The organism is Mobiluncus porci, from assembly GCF_009695935.1.
Taxonomy (GTDB): domain Bacteria; phylum Actinomycetota; class Actinomycetes; order Actinomycetales; family Actinomycetaceae; genus Mobiluncus; species Mobiluncus porci.
Genome location: NZ_VUMY01000012.1, coordinates 62,379 through 86,942, shown reverse-complemented (window position 1 = coordinate 86,942; position 24,564 = coordinate 62,379). Strand labels below are relative to the sequence as shown.

General features: G+C 58.7%; 21 protein-coding genes. 3 read left to right on the top strand and 18 right to left on the bottom strand.

Annotated elements, in window-relative coordinates; translation table 11 throughout:
- Positions 1 to 452 precede the first annotated feature (452 nt).
- From FYJ63_RS07550 to manA, 6 genes are all read right to left on the bottom strand, one after another.
- Positions 453 to 2,159 carry a DUF5719 family protein gene (locus FYJ63_RS07550; RefSeq protein ID WP_338106877.1) on the bottom strand — a complete coding sequence of 569 codons (1,707 nt, stop codon included), beginning with the start codon at positions 2,157 to 2,159 and terminating at the stop codon, positions 453 to 455.
- The gene (locus FYJ63_RS07545; protein WP_338106876.1) at positions 2,156 to 5,506 is read right to left on the bottom strand and encodes a glycosyltransferase; all 3,351 of its coding nucleotides are present in this window, start codon (positions 5,504 to 5,506) and stop codon (positions 2,156 to 2,158) included. The genes FYJ63_RS07550 and FYJ63_RS07545 overlap by 4 nt, the downstream gene beginning before the upstream one ends.
- Before the next feature lie 122 nt (positions 5,507 to 5,628).
- Positions 5,629 to 5,922, bottom strand: a complete 294-nt coding sequence (locus FYJ63_RS07540; RefSeq protein ID WP_154545343.1) for a WhiB family transcriptional regulator — start codon at positions 5,920 to 5,922, stop codon at positions 5,629 to 5,631.
- 380 nt (positions 5,923 to 6,302) lie between these two features.
- Positions 6,303 to 6,683, bottom strand: a complete 381-nt coding sequence (locus tag FYJ63_RS07535; protein ID WP_154545341.1) for a GntR family transcriptional regulator — start codon at positions 6,681 to 6,683, stop codon at positions 6,303 to 6,305.
- Positions 6,680 to 7,615, bottom strand: coding sequence for a hypothetical protein (locus tag FYJ63_RS07530; protein ID WP_154545339.1), 936 nt, complete (start codon positions 7,613 to 7,615; stop codon positions 6,680 to 6,682). The genes FYJ63_RS07535 and FYJ63_RS07530 overlap by 4 nt, the downstream gene beginning before the upstream one ends.
- Before the next feature lie 99 nt (positions 7,616 to 7,714).
- Positions 7,715 to 8,914 (bottom strand): mannose-6-phosphate isomerase, class I, encoded by a 1,200-nt coding sequence (manA, locus tag FYJ63_RS07525; RefSeq protein WP_154545337.1) that lies wholly within the window; start codon positions 8,912 to 8,914, stop codon positions 7,715 to 7,717.
- A 119-nt stretch (positions 8,915 to 9,033) separates the two neighbouring features.
- On the opposite strand from manA, the gene rfbA reads away from it, so the two are divergent.
- On the top strand, positions 9,034 to 9,897 hold the full coding sequence (gene rfbA / locus FYJ63_RS07520) for a glucose-1-phosphate thymidylyltransferase RfbA (protein WP_154545335.1): 864 nt from the start codon (positions 9,034 to 9,036) through the stop codon (positions 9,895 to 9,897).
- The gene (locus FYJ63_RS07515; RefSeq protein WP_154545333.1) at positions 9,897 to 10,796 is read left to right on the top strand and encodes a DUF4862 family protein; all 900 of its coding nucleotides are present in this window, start codon (positions 9,897 to 9,899) and stop codon (positions 10,794 to 10,796) included. Before rfbA ends, FYJ63_RS07515 begins: the two co-directional genes overlap by 1 nt.
- Before the next feature lie 21 nt (positions 10,797 to 10,817).
- Here FYJ63_RS07515 and FYJ63_RS07510 read toward each other — a convergent pair whose 3' ends face one another.
- The 3 genes from FYJ63_RS07510 to rfbD are packed head-to-tail and all read right to left on the bottom strand — an operon-like array spanning position 10,818 to position 12,341.
- Positions 10,818 to 11,207: a type II toxin-antitoxin system VapC family toxin gene (locus tag FYJ63_RS07510; protein ID WP_229770058.1), complete on the bottom strand. Its 390-nt coding sequence runs from the start codon at positions 11,205 to 11,207 to the stop codon at positions 10,818 to 10,820.
- Positions 11,208 to 11,209: 2 nt separating this feature from the next.
- On the bottom strand, positions 11,210 to 11,440 hold the full coding sequence (locus tag FYJ63_RS07505) for a type II toxin-antitoxin system Phd/YefM family antitoxin (RefSeq protein WP_154545329.1): 231 nt from the start codon (positions 11,438 to 11,440) through the stop codon (positions 11,210 to 11,212).
- A gap of 40 nt (positions 11,441 to 11,480) precedes the next feature.
- Positions 11,481 to 12,341 carry a dTDP-4-dehydrorhamnose reductase gene (rfbD, locus tag FYJ63_RS07500; protein WP_154545327.1) on the bottom strand — a complete coding sequence of 287 codons (861 nt, stop codon included), beginning with the start codon at positions 12,339 to 12,341 and terminating at the stop codon, positions 11,481 to 11,483.
- 131 nt (positions 12,342 to 12,472) lie between these two features.
- Here rfbD and FYJ63_RS07495 point away from each other — a divergent pair, with 131 nt between their 5' ends.
- Entirely contained in the window at positions 12,473 to 13,510 is a 1,038-nt protein-coding gene (locus tag FYJ63_RS07495) for a glycosyltransferase (RefSeq protein ID WP_154545325.1), read from the top strand.
- Here the strand turns inward: FYJ63_RS07495 and FYJ63_RS07490 are convergent.
- From FYJ63_RS07490 to FYJ63_RS07450, 9 genes are all read right to left on the bottom strand, one after another.
- Positions 13,496 to 14,755, bottom strand: a complete 1,260-nt coding sequence (locus tag FYJ63_RS07490) for a polysaccharide biosynthesis protein (protein WP_154545322.1) — start codon at positions 14,753 to 14,755, stop codon at positions 13,496 to 13,498. The two genes, FYJ63_RS07495 and FYJ63_RS07490, sit on opposite strands and share 15 nt — an antisense overlap.
- Positions 14,752 to 15,825 (bottom strand): glycosyltransferase, encoded by a 1,074-nt coding sequence (locus tag FYJ63_RS07485; protein ID WP_338106875.1) that lies wholly within the window; start codon positions 15,823 to 15,825, stop codon positions 14,752 to 14,754. The genes FYJ63_RS07490 and FYJ63_RS07485 overlap by 4 nt, the downstream gene beginning before the upstream one ends.
- A complete protein-coding gene (locus tag FYJ63_RS07480; protein WP_195839362.1) occupies positions 15,822 to 17,321 on the bottom strand; it encodes a DUF2142 domain-containing protein in 1,500 nt (499 codons plus the stop codon). The genes FYJ63_RS07485 and FYJ63_RS07480 overlap by 4 nt, the downstream gene beginning before the upstream one ends.
- A gap of 59 nt (positions 17,322 to 17,380) precedes the next feature.
- Positions 17,381 to 18,472 carry a UDP-N-acetylglucosamine 2-epimerase gene (locus tag FYJ63_RS07475; protein ID WP_338106874.1) on the bottom strand — a complete coding sequence of 364 codons (1,092 nt, stop codon included), beginning with the start codon at positions 18,470 to 18,472 and terminating at the stop codon, positions 17,381 to 17,383.
- Positions 18,469 to 18,846, bottom strand: coding sequence for a DUF2304 domain-containing protein (locus FYJ63_RS07470; RefSeq protein ID WP_154545318.1), 378 nt, complete (start codon positions 18,844 to 18,846; stop codon positions 18,469 to 18,471). The genes FYJ63_RS07475 and FYJ63_RS07470 overlap by 4 nt, the downstream gene beginning before the upstream one ends.
- Complete coding sequence (locus FYJ63_RS07465; protein WP_154545316.1) at positions 18,847 to 19,596, bottom strand: glycosyltransferase family 2 protein; 750 nt, start codon at positions 19,594 to 19,596, stop codon at positions 18,847 to 18,849.
- 9 nt (positions 19,597 to 19,605) lie between these two features.
- Positions 19,606 to 20,598: a dTDP-glucose 4,6-dehydratase gene (rfbB, locus tag FYJ63_RS07460; protein WP_154545314.1), complete on the bottom strand. Its 993-nt coding sequence runs from the start codon at positions 20,596 to 20,598 to the stop codon at positions 19,606 to 19,608.
- Positions 20,599 to 20,665: 67 nt separating this feature from the next.
- Positions 20,666 to 22,222 (bottom strand): DUF2142 domain-containing protein, encoded by a 1,557-nt coding sequence (locus FYJ63_RS07455; protein ID WP_154545312.1) that lies wholly within the window; start codon positions 22,220 to 22,222, stop codon positions 20,666 to 20,668.
- Between the two features lie 132 nt (positions 22,223 to 22,354).
- Positions 22,355 to 24,541, bottom strand: coding sequence for a cell wall-binding repeat-containing protein (locus FYJ63_RS07450; protein ID WP_338106873.1), 2,187 nt, complete (start codon positions 24,539 to 24,541; stop codon positions 22,355 to 22,357).
- Between the last annotated feature and the right edge of the window lie 23 nt (positions 24,542 to 24,564).

Below are 24,564 nucleotides of genomic sequence, written 5' to 3'. Positions count from 1 at the left end.
TAAACCTGACGGGCGCGGCGCCGCGGCAAAGCCGCACCAGCGCCGCGTCACAGCGCGAAGCCGTTAAAAAACGTTCCAGTGGAACGTTTTAGGCGAAGCACCTTGAAAGCCGCGCCAGCGGCTTAAATTGTCGAAGGACTAATTGCCAAGGTGAACGTAAACCTGACGGGCGCGGCGCCGCGGCAAAGCCGCACCAGCGCCGCGTCACAGCGCGAAGCCGTTAAAAAACGTTCCAGTGGAACGTTTTAGGCGAAGCACCTTGAAAGCCGCGCCAGCGGCTTAAAATGTCGAAGGACTAATTGCCAAGGTGAACGTAAACCTGACGGGCGCGGCGCCGCGGCAAAGCCGCACCAGCGCCGCGTCACAGCGCGAAGCCGTTAAAAAACGTTCCAGTGGAACGTTTTAGGCGAAGCACCTTGAAAGCCGCGCCAGCGGCTTAAAATGTCGAAGGACTAATTGCCAAGGTGAACGTAAACCTGACGGGAAGCCGCCAAATCCGGGGCGGGTTCGAGGGCATCGATGCCGAGCCCGTCGCCGAGATTCGTGGTGAGAACCTGGGTGACATAGAGTTCTGGAGCCTCCACGAGTCGCGCCACCTCGGCGGTCAGAGGAAGAACAATCGTGGTCCCCGCGTTCACAACGTGGGTTTCCCCGCCAACTTTGAATTCCTTGGTTTCTTCCGTGAGATTTGTCACCAAGAGTTGGCGCTCGATTGCTGCCGGACCCAACACCACTCCCCCGCCAGGTTCCAAGGCGGGAAGCCAGGCGTGATCCCGCACGAATTTCCCTTGATCCGTAGCGGATTCACCGCCGTGACGATACACCACGGCTCCAGCCACAATCGGAGCGTTGGCCTTCACGATAACGGCATAGTTGCCGGCTTGTAAACCGCCCAAAGTAAAGTCGAAAACCGCTTGCGGATCCAAAGTGACCTCGGTTCCTCCCGGAAGCGGGAAACGACCGTTTTCATTGACAACCTCAATAGAGGCGCGGGTCGGTTCCTCCCCCGGATTGAGAATCCGCACCGCTCCCAGATCCGCATTCATCGCCACTCCTGGAATCACCTGGGTTTGCGCCATTGGGGCGGAAACATGTACCAGGGAAACGCCTCCGGCAGTGAGGCCCTGAAGACTGTGGGTCATCAGCGAAGCCGCTACGCCGGCGCCCGAGGAAGTGACGTGTACCACGAGGCTTTGCACGTCGGGAGCTTGGGATTCCAGGGGGATAGAAACCTGGTCTTTCGGGCTGACAGTAATCTTTTCACCCCGCGGGAACTCCAGTTTTCCGGTGTCTCCCCAAATCTCTACTTTGGCATCAACCGAGTTCGCGGAGGGATTCATCAACTGCAAGACGGTGGAATTTCCCGGAGTGGTCGAACCGCCCACTAGCCAGCTATCGAGCCCCGCGGTTTGGCAGGTCGCGGTCGCTAAGCCGCGGTAGTCTCCGGAGGAAACCGACTGTTCAATGTCAGCCGCCGCTAAAGCCACCTGTTTTTCCCAAGGGGCGGCTCGCAAAAACCCAGACACCGGCTTGGGGAGTTCCGCCTGGAGCATGGCGGATTTGGGGCGCAGCTCCACGTCCGCGTTCGGATCCTCGCTGGGGCTTGGAGTCGTCGCGGCCTCGGGTGAAGCCGCAACCTCAGGCGAGGCCGCAGCCTCGGGTGACTGAGTCGGGGCAGTCTTTTTTCCGGTAGATCCCAGTGGAGCATAGACCGCATCCACCGGAACTTTGCCGGTTCTCGCTAAAACTGTGGCCGTCACGGAGCCAGCAATTTGCGGAGGAGGAAGCGGATTCCCCGCCCCATCAACCGCCGCGGGATTAACTGTGGGTGGCACTTGCGGGCACGCCAAAGTCACTTCTCCAGCCGGAACCGGAACGGGCTCACCGTAGCTAAATCCCTTCTTCAAAGCCGGATGTTGCAGCGCATAAAACACTAAAGCCGCTGCTAGAGCCAGCACCACCAGGGTCGAGAGCAGCCAGCGCAGCCCGATCCCCACAGTCTCCAAGCTCGCCCGCCGAGAAGCCGGTCTCTCCTGAGGAGCCGGTCTCGAGGTCTGACTAGCGATTTCTTGGGCGCGTTTGGCAGAAAAGTTCGCGCGCTCCCGAGAGCTCTCCGCTGACTCCTTGCCTTCCCCACGACGTTTCCGAGACGATTTCACAAACTCACCTCCGAGACTCTCCGTAGCGGCAGTGCTGCTGCGAAAGCAATAAAGAGGAACCCCAGGAGAACCCCTCCCCAAAGTTGATGCGGCAGGTAGGCATGGGAAACTGTAAGCTCCCCCTCACCGGCGGGAAGTTTATAGAGACCATTCCACTGTCCGTTTTCCACCACTTCCAAGGGTTTTCCACCAACCCGAATCGTGAAACTGGGATCCAGCCGCTCCGAAATCGCCAAAAGCCTTCCCGCATCTCCTGCCGGGAGCTTGGCCCTCCCTGCGGGCGAGATATCCAAAGCGATGGCCCTGGCATCGCGAGTCGGCCAGTTGGGGCGACCCCCGCTCCATTTAGCCTCAGCCACCCGAAGAAGCCCTGCCGGAACCGCCTCATCCGCTAAACGCCACACGGTTCCCGCCTTCGTTTTGGTAACTCTTTCCAATCCCTCGGCCGAATCCAAAGCGTTAATGAGGCTGGTGGTGGAGCCGTCTTTGGTGTTTTCTACCACCACATAGTTCACGTTCAGGCTCGCCAGTTGTTCCGTGAGATCCGGCGTAGAACCGCCCAGAAGCGCCGCCACCGCGCGGGCCAGTGCCGCATCGGCCGCGTCCGGGGAGCGAGTTCCGGCAACATTTTGATAGTTCTTCATCTTCACCCACGGCGAGGCCTCATAGACCGTGTCGCGCCACCCCCGCCACAAAGTGGCATCCACGAGAGTGGACTGATTCGGGGCCGGACGCACGGAGAGATTCAAGCCACGCCACTGTTTCGTTCCGGCCTGTCCATTAGCAATCGTGGCGGGAAGCATTTCTTCGCTAAACGCACGGGTTTGCTGGAAACTACTTTTTGTGGGGGCCACAATCTCGCTGGCAATCCCCGGAGCCACTCCCACCACCGGAATCAAGACTGCTACCGCTAGCAAAGCGTGGAGGGTTTTCTCGCTCCAGCTCGCGATTTCGAAGGGGTTTTCTACCTGGAATCTTGTCAGGAACATCACCGCGGCCACGAGGAGGCTCGCGTGGTACACGGCGAGTCCCGGACCGGCCCAAGCCGTCACGGGGGTCCCTTGCGCGATAGCGACCGGGGTGACGGAGGACAACCATGCGATAGCGAGGCCCAGGAGAGCCACGAAACCGGCTAAGTGGGGGGCGGTTTGCCGACTGGGGAGCACGATACTCGCCAAGACCAAGAGGAGGGTAAGCGTGACGGGAAGGATGGCGAGCCATTGCCAGGCGGGAATATGTAGTGGAAGCTGCATGGTTCGCATGGCCAGGGGCCATCCGGTGAGGAGATCCCACCAGTTCGGGGGGGTTCCATTTTGGGGCACTCCCAGGGTTGAGATCCACAAGGGCCACTGGGTCGGATGCCCCAATGTTCGAATCAAATTGGGAAGCACCAGCCACAATGAGGGCGCCACAATGATGAGGGCGTGGCGGATAGTGAGGCGGGTTTTGCGGGACAAACCGGTCGAGTCGAAATTCGAAGCGTCACGGTGGGAATCCTCGTTTTCGGGAGCAGTCACGGCGAACCCTTTGATGAGTCCCAAAGCCAACAGCACCAGCAGTGGCACTATCAAAATTTGGTTCGCTGCGACGGCGATAAATCCGGTGAGAGCGGCGACACCGGTTTGAATAATCGGCGCGGAATGGATGGTGATTGTCACCGGCTCGTTCCCGTCCCCCAGTACGGTGCGGGTCTGGTCTTTTCCGCAAGCACGAGCCAGGGAACCAGCAAAGAGGGGAATCGTCCAGGCGAGAATCCACACCGGAACCTGACCTGCCCCGAGGCTAGCCAGAAGATTCGGGGAGAGCGCCCAAGACAGCGCCACGGTGGCTCGCAGGGGGCGTGAGGAGGTGAGGGCTCCGCTTGCCCACCAGGCTGTCAGCCATGCTAGTGGCAGGGTCAAGAATCCGAGAACGCTTAGGACCAGCGGGGCTTTGAGCCCAAGAGCGCCGGTCGCTTGGCTGAGAATCCCCAGGAGTAGCCCCAGGGGATCCGCGGCTAGGATCTGGGAACCATAACCGAGACCGGAGGGGAGCCAGCCGGAAACGAGGGTATGCCAAAAAGTCGAGCCCGCAGCGGGGAGACTCGGGATGGCTCCGCCCATGACTCCGGAGATGGCAAAACGAGCGGTCAGGACGGAAATACCGCCCAGAACCAGGGCTATAGACGAGGCCAAAGCCAAATCGAGGTTCTTCTCCGCCGCGTAGTTAATCCGCGCGGTGTGGTCCCTAATCAAGGGTTTACGTTGGTCTTTCGCGATTTTTCGCTGGGTAGCTTTCGCCTGCCAGATACGGGAACCTTTGATTTGGAGAGGTTTCAGCGTTCGCGTGGGAACCTTTTGATGACGCAAGCGCTTCCGGCGGGCCTTCCACACGGAAAGCGGTTGGAAAACGGTCACCAACGTCGCTTTGATTTCTGCCCCCGCAAGTTTGGGCTCTTTGGTGACGATACGCCACAATACGCGAATGGCTCCCAAGAGAATCACCACCGCTGGCAGTAAGATAAACTGCCACCACGGGGCTGCGACCATCCAGTTGTGCAACTGGGAAATGCGACGTGCCGCAAAGGAACGCTTTGGTTCTGGACGCAAGGCCTCCCGGGCGCCGACCGAGCCGCGCGTCGAACCGGCTCCGCCAGCCAGGCGGGAAGCTCGCGTGGGACGTCCCCCATCTGGGCCTCGAAGACCGTAATATCCGGCCAGTTTGTGGTAAACCACGGCTTTCGGCGCTACTTGGACGCGGTAGCCGGCGAGATGTACGCGCCGCGAAAATTCCAGGCCGTCACCGAAGGGTCCAAGAGCCGGATTGAATCCCTCTAGTTCGAGGTAAGTGTCCCAATCGAGAAGCATCGCCGCGGTTCCCACCCCGAGGACATCAGTGCGGTTGTCGTATTGCCCCTGGTCAATCTCCCCCGCGTCCATTTCCTGGAGTCGCCGACCGGTGCCGGTAGCGCGAATTCCCACTTCGAGGAGTTGCGCCGCTTTGTCCCAGACCCGCTGTTTGGCGCCCACCACCTTGGTGTTTTCACTAGCGGAATACACCTTTACTTGCTCTTCGAGGCAAGTCGGGGCGGGAGCCGAATCATCGTGGAGGAGCCACACTGCCGCTTCACTTTCGAGTCGGGGGAAGTCCGGGGATTGCCGCGCGATTTCCAGGGCCGCTCCGAGGTTGGAGGCTCCGGGGGCGGTAAGGACCTCGGTGCCTTGCCGATGCGCGACTCCAGACCGCGATACGTCAATGACGAAAACCTCTTTGGGACGCAAGGTTTGTCGTGATACCGCCAGCAAAGTGGCCGCCAGGTAGGGAGTTTCCCCGGAGGTGACGACGAGAGCGGTAACTGTTAGTGGCACAAGGTTAAGGTTAACGTTTTAGTTCGCGAGTTTCTTGGGTGGCTGGCTGAATTCGGGAGGTTTGAAACAAATCACAGCAATACACGGGGTTTTCGGTGGCGGCGCAGACGGGATTGGCAGCCTTAGGAGACCCGACGCTTGTAGCGACGCCGCTCTCTTTCGGAAAGCCCGCCCCAGATTCCGAAGCGTTCGTCATTTTGGAGGGCGTATTCCAAGCATTCCGCGCGAACCTCGCATTGGGCACAAACTGCCTTGGCTTCGCGGGTGGAGCCACCCTTTTCGGGAAAGAAGGCTTCCGGGTCTGTCTGGGCGCAAAGCGCTTGGGCTTGCCAGGCTAGGGGCCCGTTGAGGATATCCTCCAAAGTTGAGGGGGTATCGGCGTAATCCAGTGATCCCTCACCAAAAAGATTCCACATACCTTTACACCTCACTCTTGCCAACTTTTGCTGATTTGTTTTCGGAAAACCGTTATTCCAAAGTTACACGTTTGTGATTCCGGTTCACAAGCGGTTTGGGCGAAAGATTCTGCCTGAATACGGGGAAAACCGCTCAATTTCCCAGTTGAAACAAGTTTGTGATTTACCTCACAGTTACTCGACACGCCTATGGAACGTTTGCCACAAAACCCGTTTTAGGTCTATACGCCCCCTAAGGAAGGCAACGCTTCGAGCACACTTCCGGTTTCCACACCCTGTGGATAATATCTGTGGAAAACGTGTGACTGCGGGTGGAAAAACAAATCTCAAGTTCCGAGATTGGCACGTCACCAAAGCTAGACAGAGTTTCGTTGCTGCACTTAAGCGCCCTCAGCCTTCAGGGAGTTTTCCACATGTCCCAGGATTTCGGAGTCGGGAGCGCCGAGCAACCGCGCCTTGCGGACATACTCCGTGGCGAGTTCACCAACCGCGACCCCCGCAAGGCGAGCATTCGCTACCCCGAGAGCCACCACCGAACCGCGACCACGCCTAGACTCCACCAGCCCGCTTTCCGAGAGCATTGCGTAAGCCCTCATCACTGTGCCGGGAGCCACTTCGAGGTCAGCGGCCAGTTGACGCACGGTGGGAAGTTTCGTCCCGCCTTCCAGGGCTCCGGAAATGATTGCCGCCTCGATCTGGGCGCGCAGTTGCTCATAAGGAGGAGCCGTGTCCTCCGGGTCAATCTTCAGGGCGACACTCATGGTTTCTCCCCGTCGGTTGTGTCAGGTTTCACCTCGTCAGGCAGCGCCCCGAACTCGGCACTCAGAGGGACGAGGTAACGCGTAATCCCAACTGCCGCGAGACTCAATCCCAGGAAGATCGCCGCGCCATAAACGGCAATCAACCACACGAAGTTATCGGCATCATTTACGCAATCAGCACCGACGGCTTGCACACCCATTGCGCTCAGAATAACCAGGTTCATCCCGAGTCCCACCGCCAGCGAACTCACCGCCCCCTCGGTTGCTACCCGACGCAGCGCATCGTCAATTTCGACCAGCCGCGCATCCGATCCGTTGCGAGGACGCTTGGCAATAAACCAAGTGACGAACGCGTAAGCCAGCAAGAGGGCAAACAGCCCGACCATAGAGGGGAGGGTGTAATACCAGCCGGGGAACGGACTGGCGAGAGTCGTTGTGCCGTCGGCGCAAACGCCACTTATTGCGCGACCAACTCGGCCCTGGTCGTCCTCCACCCCTTGCACATTACCAATACTGAACAAAACGAGCAGGGCAGTCACGCTGGTGAAAGTTGCCAAGGCGTAATAGATCGGGAGATACCGCCGCAATTCGCGACTTTCCAGACTCGCCACCCCTGGAGTTCGTGCAGCTTTGTAGTATCTGACTTCGACATAGAAGATATAGAGAAGCATGCACAATCCCAAGCCATACGGTGCCACCACCAGCCCACGACCCAGATTGTCGAAATTGGATATCGCCCAGGCAAGAAATATAGCAACCAAGAGGTTCCAGAAGCGCGAGCGATAGATTTTACGACTAAACTCACCAAGTTCGGGATAGGCATCGGCGGCGGCCTTGAGCTCGCGACGGGGAACGCGGGTCGAAAACCAGATGGCAAACAGGGCCATCAGCAGGGGGAAAACTGCAAATACGGCAACTGTTAGTGAAAACATCGCAACCACTCCTTGTATCAATGCCTTGATACAAGGTTAGCGCGAGTGCTGTTCTTGTGTCAAGGCCTTGACACAAGAACGATAAGGCCGCCCGCCGAACTACGGAATATCGGATTGCATAATCACTCCCGTGCCGGAGGCATAGAGCGGCATCTTATCCGCCCGCACGAACACGGCCTGACCTGGAGTAAGGCGCATCTGAGACGTTTCGCTGTCACTTAAGAAGGCCTCGCCTTCGATGCAGAGCACGATGCGCCCGCCGTGTCCCGGGATGGGTTGCGGGTCTCCCAAGCGCGTCACCGAGAGTTCAAAGTCATCCACCGGCGCGTAAAAGACCTGGGTGGCATCAGTGACCCATTCCGGCGCGATACGAACCGGCGGAGCCGCCACATAATCCAGACAGTTCAACAACTCCTGGCAATCCACATGTTTCTCGGTGAGCCCTGCCCGCAACACGTTATCCGAGGAAGCCATAATCTCCACGCCTAGCCCCGAAATATAGGCGTGAATCCCACCCGGCGGGGTAAATAGCACCTCTCCGGGGCGCAAAGTCACCGGATTCAACATGGCGGCAACCACCGCACCAGCATCCCCCGGATACATCCTCGCGAGGCTCGTCACAATCCGGTCCACCCTTACTGACGGCGAGATTCCGGCTTGAAGGCGATCGCTCATGGCCGCGGCCGTGGCCTCAACTTGGGCGGGTGCGGGAGTGGTTTGGGGGCTCAACAAACGGTCAACTACTTGACGAATCCCCTCCGGAGAAGGCTTAGCCCGCAGCATCGACACAATCTGGATCGCCAGTTCCGTGTCCAAATCCGAAAAAATCTCCACAATCCGCCGCGGAGCTCGGAAACCGCCCAAGGCCTCGAATTTCGTCAAAGCATAAATAATTTCCGGCTTATAGTTCGGGTCTTTATACATCCGTTCCGGCGCGTCTAAAGGAATCCCCGCCAGTTCCTCGGCCTCAAACATCACCTGCGCCCGATCCCGATCCGGATGCACCTGCAACGACAAGGGGCGCTTGGGAGCGATGAGTTTCATCAAGTAGGGCAGCCGCGGCCCAAAACGCTCCACTACCGAGGCTCCCAGGGTTCCTTCCGGATCGGCTGCAATCCAATCCTCCAAAGAAATCGGATCCTCGGATTCATCGGAAACTAGCCGCGAAGGAGAAAGGTGGTGGGCCCCAAACCAGACTTCCGCTAAGGTTTCACCTTCATCGCCAATCCCGAAATGCTCTTGAATCGCGGTGTCAGACCCCCAAACATAGGGTTTTTTCACTCCACTAATCAGTTCCATGAGGCCTCCTTAAACTGTTGTTCAATTTTATCTACAACCTGCCTTTAATGACGAGGTTTAGCCAAATAATTTGGTAGTTTACCTAACTACGCCCCGCAAGGATTGGTATGGTGGTAGCCATGCGTGGAATTATTCTCGCCGGCGGTTCCGGCACTCGTTTGCATCCCATCACCCAAGGCACCTCGAAGCAGCTCGTGCCCGTCTATGACAAACCTATGGTTTACTATCCGCTCACGACGCTGATTCTCGCGGGAATCAGGGACATTCTCGTCATCACTACCCCGCATGATGCTCCGGCCTTCCACCGGCTCCTCGGCGACGGTTCCCAGTTCGGAATCAATCTCGAATACGTGGTTCAAGAGGTCCCCAACGGGCTCGCCCAGGCTTTTGTCTTGGGCGCGGACTTCATCGGTAGCGAAGATGCCGCGCTCGTGCTCGGCGACAATATCTTCTACGGCCCCGGCATGGGCGACCAGCTCCAGCGTTTCAAAGGCATCAACGGCGGCGCGGTCTTCGCCTATCACGTCCACAATCCGAAGGCCTACGGCGTGGTGGAATTCGACGAGAACTTCAAAGCGCTCTCGATTGAAGAAAAACCGGAACACCCGAAGTCGAATTATGCTGTGCCGGGGTTGTACTTCTACGACAACAACGTGGTGGAGATCGCGAAGAACCTCCAGCCGAGCGCCCGCGGAGAGTATGAAATCACCGACGTCAACCGCCACTACCTGGAAGCCGGAAAACTCCAGGTCGAGGTGCTGCCCCGCGGAACGGCCTGGCTTGATACCGGCACTTTCGATTCGCTCGCGGACGCGACGGCCTTCGTGAGGACCGTGGAGAAACGCCAAGACTTGAAGGTCGGCTGTCCCGAAGAAGCGGCCTGGCGTCGCGGTTTCCTGACCGACGAAGACCTAGCAAGGGTCGCCGAGCCACTCGTGAAATCCGGCTACGGGAACTATCTGTTGGGATTGTTGGAGCCATAATGAGCAAGTTGCGAATCGTCGGGGCGTACGCGGCCTTGCCGGCGGAGGTCCCCTCCCAAGAAGAATTCTATCGGGAACTCGGCCAAGACGGCTGGGACGGCCTCGAGATCCCCTATGTTTTTGGTCTCCACTCGGATTTGCCGTGGTTGGCAACGCAGCTTGCTGACAACGGCCTGACCCAAAACGTCGTCACCGCCATCGGCACGATGATGCAAACCTGCGCGAAAGACCCCGTTTTCGGCCTCGCCAGCACTGACGAAGCGGGACGGAAACGCGCCCTCGAGACTTACACCCAGGTGCTAGCGGAGATTAGTGCGCTGAACAAGTTCGCTGGCAAGCCCCTGGTGAGTTTCCTGGAACTGCATTCCGCGCCGGTAGGAGCAGCGGGCCAGGAGGCCTTTGCTGAAAGCCTCCGGACGCTCGTCCCCCAGATCCGCGCGGTCGGGATTACTCCGGTAATCGAGCATTGCGACGCCGCTAACGATAAGTTTCCCGGCGAAAAACGGTTCTTGCCCCTAGAAGCCGAAATGGCGGTGGCGCAGGAAGTGGGAGTGAAGATTTCCTTGAACTGGGGGCGTAGCGTTGTCGAGACTCACGACCCCGCCACTCCCGAAGCGCACGTCAAGTCCCTGGTTGACGCAGGTCTTCTCGGGGGGCTGATGTTCTCCGGCGCGGGCGAGGGGGAAACTCAATATGGCCCGAACTGGGGAGATGCCCACCTGCCGCTCGACGTAGACGAACCTTTGAGCTGGATGAGCGCCGACCGGGTTCGCTCCTGCTACCGCGCGACTCAAGGGGAGGCACTTTATGCCGGAGTCAAAGTCCAAGCCCCGAAAGCTGCCAGCGTGACTCGCCGCTTGGAAATGATTAACCACGTCCGGGCCGCGATGGAGAGTTAGCATTACGTTTCGGTTGCGAGGCTAGCCCGCGGCATTAATCCTCTGCAGCAAGGGCAGCGAAAGAATCCGCTTGTCGGCAGTGACGAAGGGGATTTGTTCAAGATAGGCTTGGGCGACCAGCATCCGGTCAAAGGGGTCGCGGTTGTCCCATTCCAAAGTCCCGGCAGTAATTCCGTGATCATCGGTCAAAGGTAGTATCGTCACATTAAATCGTTCCAGCCACGATTCCCAATCCACCGGGAATCCCGGAATTTCCATTTTTTTATAGTGGGTCTTCTGGGAAATTTCATAAGCAGAAATTGCGCTCACGAGGCGCTCGTTATCTGGATCTTCCATCAAAGTTCGTGCCGTGTGAGAGAGTTTATCTGGTTGAGTCATCATCCAAATAAATACATTAGTATCAAGCAGCATCCTCATTCCCACAATGCCAACTCCTCTTCCGGAAGCGGGTCATCGAAATCATCAGCGACCCAACCCTCGACACCGCCAAACTTAATGGGCTCTTTTTTCGGTGGTTTTACGAGAGAAGTAAGTGATACCGTCGGTTTCCCGTCACGGGCAATAATGACTTCCTCCCCGGCAACGGCTGCGGCGACGAGCTTGGAGAGGTTCGTTTTGGCCTCTTGCATATTCATCTGAATCATAATCCTAGTCTACCTAGCCAAGCCAACCTGGTCAATAGGTTTAGAAATAATCGGCGAGGACCTCCGGGGTGGCCACTTCCCAGCGTTCCTCCCAAGCGCCAATCGGCTCCACTCCGATGGCTCGCAACCTGTCATGCCCCAAAACCGAGAAAGCCGGACGGGGCGCGGGGCGCGGGAACTCCGCGGTTGTGACCGGCGCGACCATCTTGGGATCCTTACCCAAAGACCGCACAATCGCCTGGGTGAAACCGTGCCAGTTGGTCTTGCCCTCTGAGGTCCCGTGGTAAATCCCTACCGGTGCCTTCGCCTCAACCAGTCGCCAAACCAGGTCGGCCAAATCGCGGGTCCAAGTTGGCTGTCCGAACTGGTCGGCAACCACGGTGAGCCGGTCGTGTTCACCGGCAAGACGCGCCATGGTCTTCGGGAAACAGTTGCCTTTCGCTCCGTAGAGCCAAGCAGTGCGCACAATCAGGTAATCCTCGCCCAAAGCCCGCAACGCCCATTCACCGGCGAGCTTGGTGCGCCCGTAGGCTCCGGCGGGCGCAGGTAGGTCGTCTTCGGCGCAAGGAGTCGGCCGGTCGGCTGGTTCATCAAAGATGTAATCGGTAGAAATATGTACCAAGCGCGCCCCAATTTCGCGGCAAACTACCGCAAGGTATTCGACGGCAGTGGCATTGACGTTGAAGGCGGCCCGTTCGTCTTCTTCTGCGGCATCGACCGCGGTGTAGGCCGCGCAGTTCACCACCACATCGGCGTCTTTGACGCGCTCGCGCACCGAAGCCTCCACGGTCAAATCGATCTCCGGCCGGTCATAGGTGCGCACCTCCTCGCCTTTCTTCTCGAGCATCTCCACCAAATCCTGGCCGAGCATCCCGTTCGCACCCACTACTATCCAACGCATTGTGGTTTTCCTTTCCGTCCTAAACTTTGCCGTCCCTAAAGACTCACCGGCAAGAATCCATAACCTAATCTTACCCACGGTCTATACCGACGAAAACATTGCCTAGCAAAGGGACGGTAAGATGGAACCCGATGAGTGAAATTCCCCCACAGCCACTGGCACCGCTACCGAATCGGCCTCGTCTCGGCGTGGCAATGACGACACACAATGGTTCCCGTTTTGTGAAGGCTCAAATCCGATCCATTCTTTCCCAAGACCTACCGGTCGATGAGATTGTGATCGGGGATGATGATTCCACCGACAACACGGTGGAGAGTGTGCAGCAACTTGTTGACGCGCACAATGCCGCCACAGACCACCCCGTAACTCTCGTGTGGCGCAAACACCGTCCCGCTTTAGGGATTCGCGATAATTTTTCGGATGCTATCAGCGCCACCAGCGCTGACGTGGTGTTTCTTTCCGACCAAGACGATGAGTGGGCACCTCACAAGACCACCGTGCTCACCGCTGAGCTCGCCGACACAGAGCTCGTCCACACGGACGCGATTTTGATTGATGCCGAGGGTGCTCCCCTGGGGAGCCCCGAGAGACCCCGAACACTTCTTGAGACTCTGAAGGCCTCGACCTGGGAAATCACGAATCTGACGGAGGGAAATGCTTTTCCGGTCTTGCTGAAACGCAATCTCATCACCGGCGCGACCGTGGCGATGCGCGGGGATTTTGCCCGTGAAAATATGCCGGTACCAGCGGGATTGTTGCACGACGAGTGGCTAGCGATGATGGCGGCCCTTGAGGGGAGGCTGCGTCTGGCCGGTCCCGAAACGGCTGAACTAACCCGCTACCGTCAGCATGGTGGCAATGCGATCGGGGCGAAGCGCATCAGTCTGCGCGATCGTTTCGACCAGCTCACCTCCGGTTCCGGAGAGGATAACCTGCGGCGACTCACCCGCGCGAAGTCTCTGGCCACGTCCGCCCAGAAGCGGGGTCTGGGAACTCCGGCGGCGCGACGCGATCTCCTAGCCGCACTGCGTCACCAAGAGGCGCGCGGCGGTCTTCCTCCCCATCGTCTCGCCCGAATCCCCAAAATTGCGAAAGAAATCCTCAATGGACACTACTTCCGCTATTCTCGCGGCTGGCTCACTGTGATTCGCGATTTATTCGCCGCCTGACCTGCCAGCCACCCGCCCCAAGGCTAAACGCAACAACAACCCCGAGATTACGTATCCCAAGACGGAGGCCACTACAAACCCAGCGGTACCTCGGGCGAGGGCGTCACCTGGTGTCACCAAGAGGGCAACTACTGTTCCCGCGAGGGTCGCGCCCCACGTCAGGACGGAAGACAGATATCTTTCGAGAGACACGAAGACGGCAGCCTGCAGCAAGGCGGCACCCAAAACCACTGTTGACGCCAGAATCAACGCCACCAGCCAGCCCGGAGCTACGTAGGAAGATCCGAAGAGAAGCCGCACTGCCCAGGGGCCTAGAGCCCAACCCGCCACGGCGCTCACGATCGCCACGCCGAGGGTCGCCGCCAGCACCTTGCCGAGTAAACCAAATAGGGACCTAGCGCGCCCTGCTGCTAGAATACGCGTGGTTTCGGGGATGACCAGAGCCTGAACCGGTGCCAGTAATACGAGAGGAATGCGGCACAGGGTGACAACGGCGAAAAACACCGCGAGGCCTTGGGAAGACCCCACCATTACCGTGACGAGAGCGGGATAACCGGTCAGCAACGCTGCTAGCAGTCCGTTTGCGGCCCCGAGTAAAACCACCCGACCTGTGACCCGACCCCAGGACTCGCTGGAATTAGGTTCAAAAGGGCGCAGCCGTACTCGCCGCCAGGCTACTACCCAGCCATAGGAACCCGCAGCCGTGGCGAGGAGAGCCCACAGCGGACTGGGATCCGCAGCCCAGAGCACGAAAGGGAGCAGCCCCAGGAGGCGCCACACAGGTTCTGCCACCAATATTGCGGCATATATGCCCTCTTGACGCCTTCCCAAAGCCAGTCCTCTGACCGAGAATTGGGCAACAAATCCGAGATAGGCCAAGGCCATGATTCCGACGGTGGAGATCCGCTGTCCCCCCTGGCTACCGGCAGAGGCAAACAGGGCACTTCCCGCGGGGGTGAAGCCCATCACCATCAGCAACAGCCAAGACAAGCCGAGGGCAACCAAGGCCAGCTGCGCTACCGAAATGGGGGTGGCCTTTCCCTCGGCATCGGCACGGGTGGATTGCCGAGCGGTTTCCTGTTCCACCAAAGAAAGCGCGGAACCGCCGGCAAAAAGTACCCCCCAAAGCGCAATGAAAGCCGCGTTTTCATCCGGGGACAGCCAGCGCGCCACCCCGACCAGCAAAACGATACCCAGCAGGCTCGCCGTCACCAGCGCGACCCCGATAATGCCGAGGCGTCTCATTGGTCAATCCCATCGAAATCGCCACCGTCTCGGTAGGTTTTCTCCCCGCCCAAGATTCGGTCTTCTCGAAGTTTTCCGCGCCACGCTATTGCTAGACCGCGCAGCAAGCCTCCGCCGAAAACCACCCCGAAAGGCGCGGCGAGTAATCCCACCGCCTGGGCCTCACGCGAGTTTCCACCACAGGCTTTCACGACTGCACCGGCAGACAAAGAACCTAGGAAGACCGTCCCCAAAGTCGCAAAAGGCTTGCGCCACAAGCAATACGCCCCACCAATCACGCCAAGTGACAAACCGGCAAACATGGTTCCCAGTTTTCCCCTACCAGACGCCCCCAGATAGGAATCCACGAAGGTAGTTCCGCGATAGAAACACTGCTTAATCCACTTTTGGACTCCCTCTTTACCGAAATAATCGGCCCCCACCGCGGGGTCAAGGTGGATGCCGGGGTCCTCTGCGAGGGCACGCAACAGGCCGGTATCGTCTGAAACCAGCTTCGGGTTATCGAAACTCGAGGTGAATCCGTCCATCGCAGAGGCTAAAAGCGAACGCGGCGCGAAGAAAGCACCGGTGCCCTTGGGGAAACGGTCAAAGTTTTCCCCGTCAATCGTGACTGGTCTCGGGTTACGCCAGTAGTCACGCCACCACACCTTCACCAGACCGGACCAGAAGGCGGCAGCAAGGGAGGACACGTTGGCCAAACGGACATGTAGGTTCCAGACTTCCCCGCGTCCTTGGGCCACCCGCCGACGCAACTCCACTAAAGCCTTTGCGTCCAGGTTCACCCGCGCATCTAGCAGCAACACGTAATCGGTTTCGCTGGCCGCGAGCCCTCGCGCTCGCGCCACGAAACGTCCCGAATTCGCCTGCCGCAACAAGACGATCTCGCCGTCTGCCGCCATCCGGTCGAGGACCTGGGCGGAAGGCGCATTCGAGCCATCGTCCACGACGATGAGACGCGTCGCCAAGTTGGCACGTTGTCCTGCCTCGCGCAAGTGGCGAGCGGCATCCGAGACGTGTTCGCCTTCATTAAAGGCGGGCATCACCACATCGAGGCGATCGAAGTCAGTCACGGCACATTCTCCCCGCTACTTGCGTCGCTCTCGGGCGGAACAATCGAGTGTGCGGTAGTGAGGCGTTCTTCTGAGAGATGTTTTGCGAGCAGAAGAAAAGCTAGAATCGCCACGAGAAACCCGAGCGACCCCATCCCCCACAGCACCATCGGCGAGGGTCCGAAGGACCACCACCACTCGGTGCGGTTCATCACATAGTCCAGGACATCATCGCCGGTGATGTAGCGACGAATCGTGCGATGCAACGCAAAAGCATTAGCCAAAGCGAGAGCGAGCGCGATGACAGTCAAAGTGAGCAGGTTCATCCGCTCACGCCAGGGCTTTCTCCCCACGATGACGGTGAAGACGCACAGCGCCAACAGTGGAAGGAGATAGCGCGGTTGGTAGCGTAGCTCATCGTCGTTTTGGAGGAAAGTGATTACCACCGGAATTCCCAAAAGAGCTCCGAACCCGAGCACCAGAGCCACAATTTTACCGAGCCACATTTCCGCCAGTCCGAAAGCCGCCAACACCCCCAGCACAAAGAAAGAACCGAAGAAAGTAATGGTGTCGAGACGCACATCGAGCCATCCCGGCCCAAAGTTCACCCCCCAAAAGCCCAGAAAATACTCGGGGAGTTGCATGATGAGATACAGGGCATGTTTGAAAAATCCCATCTCGGCCACCACTTCACTGTCGGGATTCACATAGCCGACCGCCTGGTTCTGACCGGAGGTTGCCAAGACCACCAGGCCAAGAAGCGAGGCCACGGCGGGGAAAACCAACAGCCTCCACTGCTTCAAAACCGTGGGGGTGAGGGCCAAAATCACCAGGGAAGCCACCAGGATATAGAAGGAAGCATCCGCTCGGGAACTAAACGCTAAAACCGCCCCGATTCCGCCAAGAATGGCTAGCCCCAGGCGCCTCCGTCCCGAAGACCGCAATAGTCCGAAAAGAGCGAAGGCATACGCGCTTACCCCCGAAATCGCCCAAGAACTCGGGTTATTTGAAGCCAGAAGATAGACGCCCATCGGGACCCAAGCCGCCGCGACAGCCAACGCGAAAGGAAGACGCGAATCCCGCGGTGCCAGGAAAATCACCGCCCCCAAGAGGAGAAATCCCAATAAAGCATTCACTGTTCGCATCACGAGGATGCTTCCGGTCACATTGTCGGAGGCGAAAAGATGTTGGATTTGGTAGTAGCCAAAGGGATAATCACCCTGGTCAACGCGGTCAGTCCACGCGAGACCGCCGGCAGCATCCGCTTGGCCCACGCAGGCCGCGGAGGTTTCCGGCTGGCGGGCAGCACAGGTGGAGGAGGGTATGACCGCGGGAACTCGCACCTCAACTGCTCCCTTAGTCTCGCGCACCTCACAACCGCTGAGATCCAGGGGTCGAGGGCACCAAATGCTGGCTAGGTGATAGTCGTCATCAGGCGACCCGCCGATTGGCGAGGCCGCAGCCCAAGTCAGCGCGGTCACAATGGACCCAAATACGGCCAAAACACCTAGCAACACACGCCATTTTTTCCCAGTGCCCGCGCGTTGCGGGATGAGTGGGTCTCTATTTGAATCCATTACCGACCTCGCTCTAGAACCTCGGCAATGGCCGCGGCCGGATGGAATGTGTCAAGCTGGGAAGGACGTCGATAGTCCTCAAAGTGAGCCAAAAAATCATCCAAGGCTTTCACATCCATGCCGGTCAAGACGATATTCTCCCCCAAGCCGTCCCGCCGCTCGGTGTGGGTACGATGCACCGCCGTTGGCACTCCCAAGGCGGCGCATTCCTCTTGTAGGCCGCCCGAGTCCGTAATAACGAGGGTGGCGCCAACAAGGACACGGATGAATTCGAGGTAGCGCATTTTGTCGAAGGTAAAAATTGGGGATTCCTCGAGGGCCGTCATCAAGCCGTATTGTTCCAGCAGCGCCCGATCGGATTGCCCAATCATCATCACCACCGGCAGCTGCACACTCAAACGCATGACCCGCCGCACGATATCGGTGTAGGCCACGCGGTTTTGCACCAGCTCGAAACGGTGCAGGGTCACGAGGGCGTAGTCCCGCGGCAGGTCGGCACGTGCTACTGCTGGTGCGGAGGCAAAACGCAGCGCATCCACTACCGTGTTGGCGCCGGTGACAACGATTTGGGAGCGTTTATCCGCTCCTTCTCGGCGGAGATTCGCGGCTTCGACTGCGGTGGGGCAAAAGTTGTCAGTCGCGAGCCGCGCCACAAGACGGCGGTTGATTTCTTCGGGGAAAGGGCTCACGAGAGATCCCGAGCGCAGACCGGCCTCGATGTGACCGACCCGACAGCCGAGCATTCTTCCGGCAATAGCGCCAAAGACCGTGGTAAAAGTGTCGCCGTGCACCAGCACTACCCCGCGCGCTGCCCGAGCGCGGAATTCTCGGCGAAAATGCCACAGGGTTCGTGCCAAGTCGAAAAACCAGGGCAGAACCTGGCTCATCCGCGAGATGGTGCGCCGACTTGTTGAGGGCACAAAGTGAGCCAACGGCACCCGCAGGTCGAAGTCCTCTAGCACTTCCGTGACCCCGTCAACGTGCTGGTCAGTGGCCCACACTTGGAAATCCATTCCACGGCGACGCAGCTCGCGTATCACGGGGGCAATCTTGATGAATTCGGCGGTGGTTCCGGCAACAAAGGTAATCACGAGTCCCCCTTCGGACCTAGAGTTTTCGCGGCGTGTTCCAGTTCGGCGACCCGCGTCTCCAAGAGCGCCAGATTTTCGGCCAGCACCCGTTTTTCCTCGTCAACGCGGGACAGGTCAATCGAAAATTGCAGCGAAATCAGCAACAGAACCACACCGGAGAGGAAGAAGCCGAGGTTCAAGGGGACCACTACCCCGATGAGCCGCGCCGCCCAGGTGAGGGTGTCGGGAAAAAGCGAAACCACGAGGACCACCACCCCGATGAGGACCCAGACGATGGCATATTTTTCTTTCATCCGAGAGTTGCGCATCCCCAGGAGAATCATGGCGAAGACAAAGACGGAAAACACCACACCTAAGATATAAGTCCCGCTCATTTATCGTCCCTTTCGCCGGCTTAAGGCTATCAGCAAAGCGATTAGGGCCCGAATCAGGTAAATCGCCGAGGATAGCGGTCCGTGCGAGGCCTCCCCGCCCGCCCGCGGACGCATCACTACCGGCACTTGCGCTACTCGCAGGCCCGCCTTTGCTGCCAACACCAGTGCCTCCACCGTATCCCCGAGATACTCGGCGGGAAGATTGTGGGCAAAAAGCTCGATTCCCCGAATGTTTACGAGTTTGAAACCACTGGTGGCATCGGTCAGTTTCGTGTGACAGACCCGTGAGAGAATCACCGAAAGGAACCCCATGGCCCAACGCCTGGGGCCTCGCGCCCGATAGTCGCCTTTTCCGGCAAAACGCGCGCCGACCACCAAATCCGCTTGCGTGGCGGCGGCAAGCATCTCGGGGACAAAGGCCGGATCGTGTTGACCATCGGCATCAACCTGTAGAGCGTATTCATATCCGTGCGACAAGGCGTAACGGTAACCGGTTCGCATGGCACCACCAACCCCGAGATTCAGTGATAAGTCGACAAGCTCTACCTCGGGTGTGGACCGCACGATGTTCGCAGTTCCATCCGTGGATCCGTCAGAGACCACGACGATATCGGCATCCGGTAGCGCGCTTTGCACATCGTTCAAAACCGCCCCAATGGTGGCTTCTTCGTTCCAAGCCGGAATAATCACCAATAGCCGCGGCGACTTTCCCGCCACAGGGCGGGGCGGATTTGCATCGGTCTGGCTCATCGGAGGGGTCTAGTGTCCCTGGGCGGCGTACTTCTTCTCAGTCTCTTCCTTCGCCGGGCGCCACCAGGCCTCGTTAGCCTGATACCACTCGATAGTGTCCTTGAGGCCCTTGTCGAGGTCGGTGAACTTCGGGGCCCAGCCGGTTTCCTCCATCAACTTGGTGGGGTCAATAGCGTAGCGGCGATCATGACCGGGGCGATCCTTGACCCAATCGAAGTCGTCTTCGTCAAAGCCCATCATCCGGTTCAAGGCCCGCACGATTTCGAGGTTGTTTTTCTCGCCGTTGGCGCCGATTAGGTATGTTTCACCAAGGCGGCCTTTTTCGATAATGGCCCACACGGCCATGTTGTGGTCGAGCACGTGGATCCAGTCGCGCACGTTCAAGCCGTCGCCGTACAGGCGCGGGCGCACCCCGTCCATGCGGTTGGTGATCATGCGGGGAATGAACTTTTCGACGTGCTGGTAAGGGCCGTAATTGTTGGAACAGTTGGAAATGGTCGCCTCAATCTCGAAGGAACGCACCCAGGCGCGCACCAGCATGTCCGAGCCCGCCTTGGACGCCGAATAAGGCGAGGACGGCCAGTAAGGCGACTCCGGAGTGAACTTGCGCGGATCGTCAAGGTCGAGGTCGCCGTAAACCTCATCGGTGGAGATGTGGTGGAGGCGCACGTGGTGCTTGCGGCAAGCCTCCAAGGTGTTGAAGGTGCCGACCAAGTTGGAGTAAATAAACGGCGAGGGGTCAACAAGGGAATTATCGTTGTGGGACTCGGCCGCAAAGTTCACGACCAAATCGGCCTCGCCAACCAAAGCGTCCATCAAGTCGCGATCCTCGGTCGAACCAACCACCAACTTCACGCGGTCAAGCCCTTCGATGGACTTCGGGTTGCCCGCATAACCAATCTTGTCGATAACGGTTACCGTCGCATCGGGATAGTCCTCCACCGTCGTGTGGACAAAGTTTGCGCCAATAAAGCCGGCCCCGCCGGTCACCAAAACATGCATGTCTTTCCTTCTTTCGTCTGCTTTCAAAGCATCTTTACCGCTAAATTCTACCGCAGTTTCCCCGAGACTATTCCTTTCCGACCTCGCTAAAAGGCTCCGACTCAGAAGCTTGTGCTCGAGGAATCGCCGGACCGAGTAACACGCTGGCTGTAAAAGCGAGAAAAGCCCCCCCTGCCAAGACTATGTTGAAAACCGGACCGGGAGCCCCGTCCCACCACCAGGTTTGTTCGCCGGATTGGAAATCCATGCCCTGCCAGTAGCGGCGCACCACCGTCCCGAAAGCCGCCAGGTGTGCCCCACTGGCGGCAATGAGGATCACGACCCGATGCACCAAGGGCAAGTGTTCTCGCGCGGAAAAATCGAACAGCGCCACCCCCGCGAACAGGGCAATCAGAGGGAGGAGATAGCGCGGTTGAACCCACACACCGACCGTGGCTTTGGTGTAAAACAGCATCAACAGGGGCATCAGGAACCCCAGGACGGCGAGGAAGACGAGAACCAGGTTAGTTTTCCAGGTTGTCCCCAACAGCGCCAGGGTCATCATTGCCAGGAAAATCCCGAAGAATACCGCCGGTACAAGACGTGGAAGTTGAATCTCGAGCAAACCCAAGGGCCAGAGCCCGAAAACTCCCATCAGGTAGTCGGGGATGTTCAAGAAGTTTTCGAAAATAACCTTGCGCGGCTGCACTCCTGCGGGAGGATCACCCTGCAGGGAAGCCGCGAGGTTCCCGATAACCGGAGCCTGCATGACCCGACCAGTTACCACCAGGATAATGACCCCCACGAGGAGCAAACTGCCAAGACCCAGACCGATTTTGACGGCATTGCGAAGATCGGAACGTTTAAAATCAAAGTGAAGGAAGAGGGCTGCCACCACTGCTAGAGCCACAAAAACCAACGCATCCGTTCGAGAGCTGGCCCCCAGAATCGCAGCAAGACCAGCCATGGCCCACAGCCCCAGGCGGCGTTTCCCCGAAGACAGTAACGCACCGCGCACCGCGAAAAAAGCCATTAGTGGCGCGGGAATCGACCAGGCGCTAGGGTTGATGGAACTCAGGATAGAAAGCCCCAGTGGCACGGAAGTCACCAGGAAAGCCAGCCATAAATTCATTCTTTGCCGCGGGGCAAGTAGCCCGCCCAAGACCCCGAGCAGTCCAGAGATTAAAACCACGTTCAAGATTCGCGTACTCATCACGGTGAGTGTTAAATCGGGACTGGCATGAAGAGAGTGAAACAGAAAATACCCGTTGGGGTACACCCCGTTGTAGTTCCACCGCTTTGTGACGGTGGTTTCAGGGTTCGCAGCGGCTCCCTCGTCGTAGCATAAAGGCGCATCTGCCACGTTTTTCGCGTGACAATAGAACAATTCGGTGTCGGCATTCACGCGCACTTCCGTGTCGCTGACATGTTCACAGAGTCCCGGCCGATCTCCTTGCACGCAAAGGATGGTGTTGAGGTGGAAATCTGAGTCGGGGGCACCCCCGAGCGGCGCCGCCACCGCCCACGGAATCAGAGTCAGGACCAGCATCAGGGGCACGAGAAGCCACCACACCCACTGCGGCACTTTGGCTTGCTGCCGTGAAGCCGCCACGTTGCCCAGGTGCTCCGGCGCTTTCGACTCCAATATGGTTCCTTCCCCTCCTGTTCGGGTACCTCTTCATCATAGAGGAGCCACCCGAATTCAAGGAGCCTCCCGCGCGTAACCTCACTAAATGACAGTGAGGGCGGGGAATCCCCCGCCCTCACCCTAACCGGTCTACTGGCAATCGTTCACATGTGGGTCACGTGCCACAAAGGGCAACGAGCCCAGTCGCGGAGTTTGCCACGCGGAACACCGCACTCCGAAAGTTTGGGCGTTGCCGAGCTGACCGTCGGGGTTGTAGCCCCAGCAGCGGGCTCCACCATCGGATGTCACGGCGCAGGCATGAGCCCAGCCAACTGAAATATCCTTCACAGTAGTTCCGATCGAGCCGACGATGCCCAAGCGATCTGAAGACGCATCGTTAGTGCCGGCAGCCATCGGGCGTCCGACCTGACCCGCGTCGTTCAATCCCCAGCAGTACACCTGCGAGTTAGGGCCGATCGCGCAAGAGCTGTTGCGCCCTAAGTCGAAGCCCTGGATAGTTCCCCATCCCGCGGCGGCATAGGTATCTGCTCGGCGAGAAACCGGATATGACCCGCCGGTGGGAATCATCGCGTTTCCATCGATGTCCTCGAAGAACTGCTCGCGAGAGTTGTATCCCCAACAGGTCATGGTCGCGCCTGTCTTGGCGCAAGCATAGTAGGAGCCGGCTTCCAGGTCGGTCGCGCCGGAAACCGAGGTGACCTGGCGGGCCGTCTTGGAATCCGCGTAAGGAGCTCCGGCAAGCCAGCCATAGCCGTGGGTGGCGGTGCCTTCATCAACCCCGTAGCCCCAGTCGTGGCGCCAAGTGCCCCAACAGTACACGTTGCCCGCGGCGCTCAAAGCACAGCTAGTGGTTTCACCCGTCACCACCTTGGTAGCCGGCTCGTTCATGCCTTGCACCCGTACCGGTGTGGGGGCGGAGGTGTTGGAGCCGTCTCCAAGTTGCCCCCACTTGTTGTCTCCCCAGCAAAAGACGCTGCCGTTCGCTACCGCGCAGGTGTGTCCGGTACCGGTGGGAATCCAGTCGGCACGATCCTGGCGAATAGACCACGGTCCGTTGGTCTCACCAGCGGCACTGATAGAAGTCACCCCTTGCAGTCCAGGAACCATCGTGGGAGTTGTCCGGCTGAAAGTGTCGCCTACCCCGAGTTGACCGGTGACGTTGGAACCCCAGCAGTGGGCATGACCCGCAGCGTCGTAGGCGCAGGTGTGGGTAAGACCCGAACTGACCTCCACCACGTTGCCTAGCGACAGCATCACCGGCTGGTTCACATTCGCATTGTGGCCAGTGAAGTTGGTGTAATTTTCCGGTAGCGGATCCACTTTGAGATCGAAACCGTAGTTGGGCGAAGCCGTGCCATTGCCGACTTGACCGAAACGGTTCGAGCCCCAGCACCACACGTTGCCGGAGTCTGCCACCGCACAGGTGTGGTCGCCACCGGCAGAGATGGATCGCAGTTGCGTCGGCAATCCGTTTCCGGTAATCGCGGACTTGGCTGGTTGAGGAATTATCTGGTCTTGACCATTGGAAAGACGCTGTGCGTTTTGCAATGCGGCATCCGGAATCGCCCCGTTACCGCCGAGTGCCACCACTGCTGCGGGACGGACCGTCTTGAGGAAATCAGCAACCTCAGTGGGAATGACATCGTTGCGGGCGATGAGGAGCACCGGCCCATCGGTTAAACATCCGGAGGCCACCGCGTCAGCAAAAACATCCCCGCGAGCTAGGTAAACTTTCGTGGGGTTCGGATTCCACGATTTAGCGATTTCAACCGAAGTGCCGTAGCGGGTTTTTCCTTGCAACGCCGAATTAAGCGGGAAATTGGCTGCCTGGAACGGGTTGAAAACACCTGCCCCGCCCAAACGTACCGGATTGCCGCCCAAACGTTTGATTTCTGCCTGAACCAGACTCACATCGTTGCCGGCTTGTCGGGGAGCCAACAAAATCGCTGCTCCGGGAATGGTTCCAGCCGCAACCGCATCTGGAGAACCCTGACCGTCCCGACCAATCCCGTCAGCCAACACGACTTTCGCACCCCCGTAGGGGAACGCGTGTTTCGAGATTTCTACCGCGGTAGCAAATCGCGTCTGACCGGCTAAACGTCCGGTTTCTTTACCCTGAGCGGCCTCATTCAAAACCTGGTCGCTGACCGCATTTGTCCCGCCCAAAGCCATTACTTTTTGGGGAGCTAACTGCTTGATGGCCGCAAGAACCTCGGCGGGAACCGTCCCCGATTTGGGAACAAGCAGGGTGGGGCCATCTTGTAAAGTACCCGAGGCTAAAGCGTCTGCGAACACGTCCTGGCGAGCCAGGTACACCGTTTTTTGGGGGGGGCTGTGCG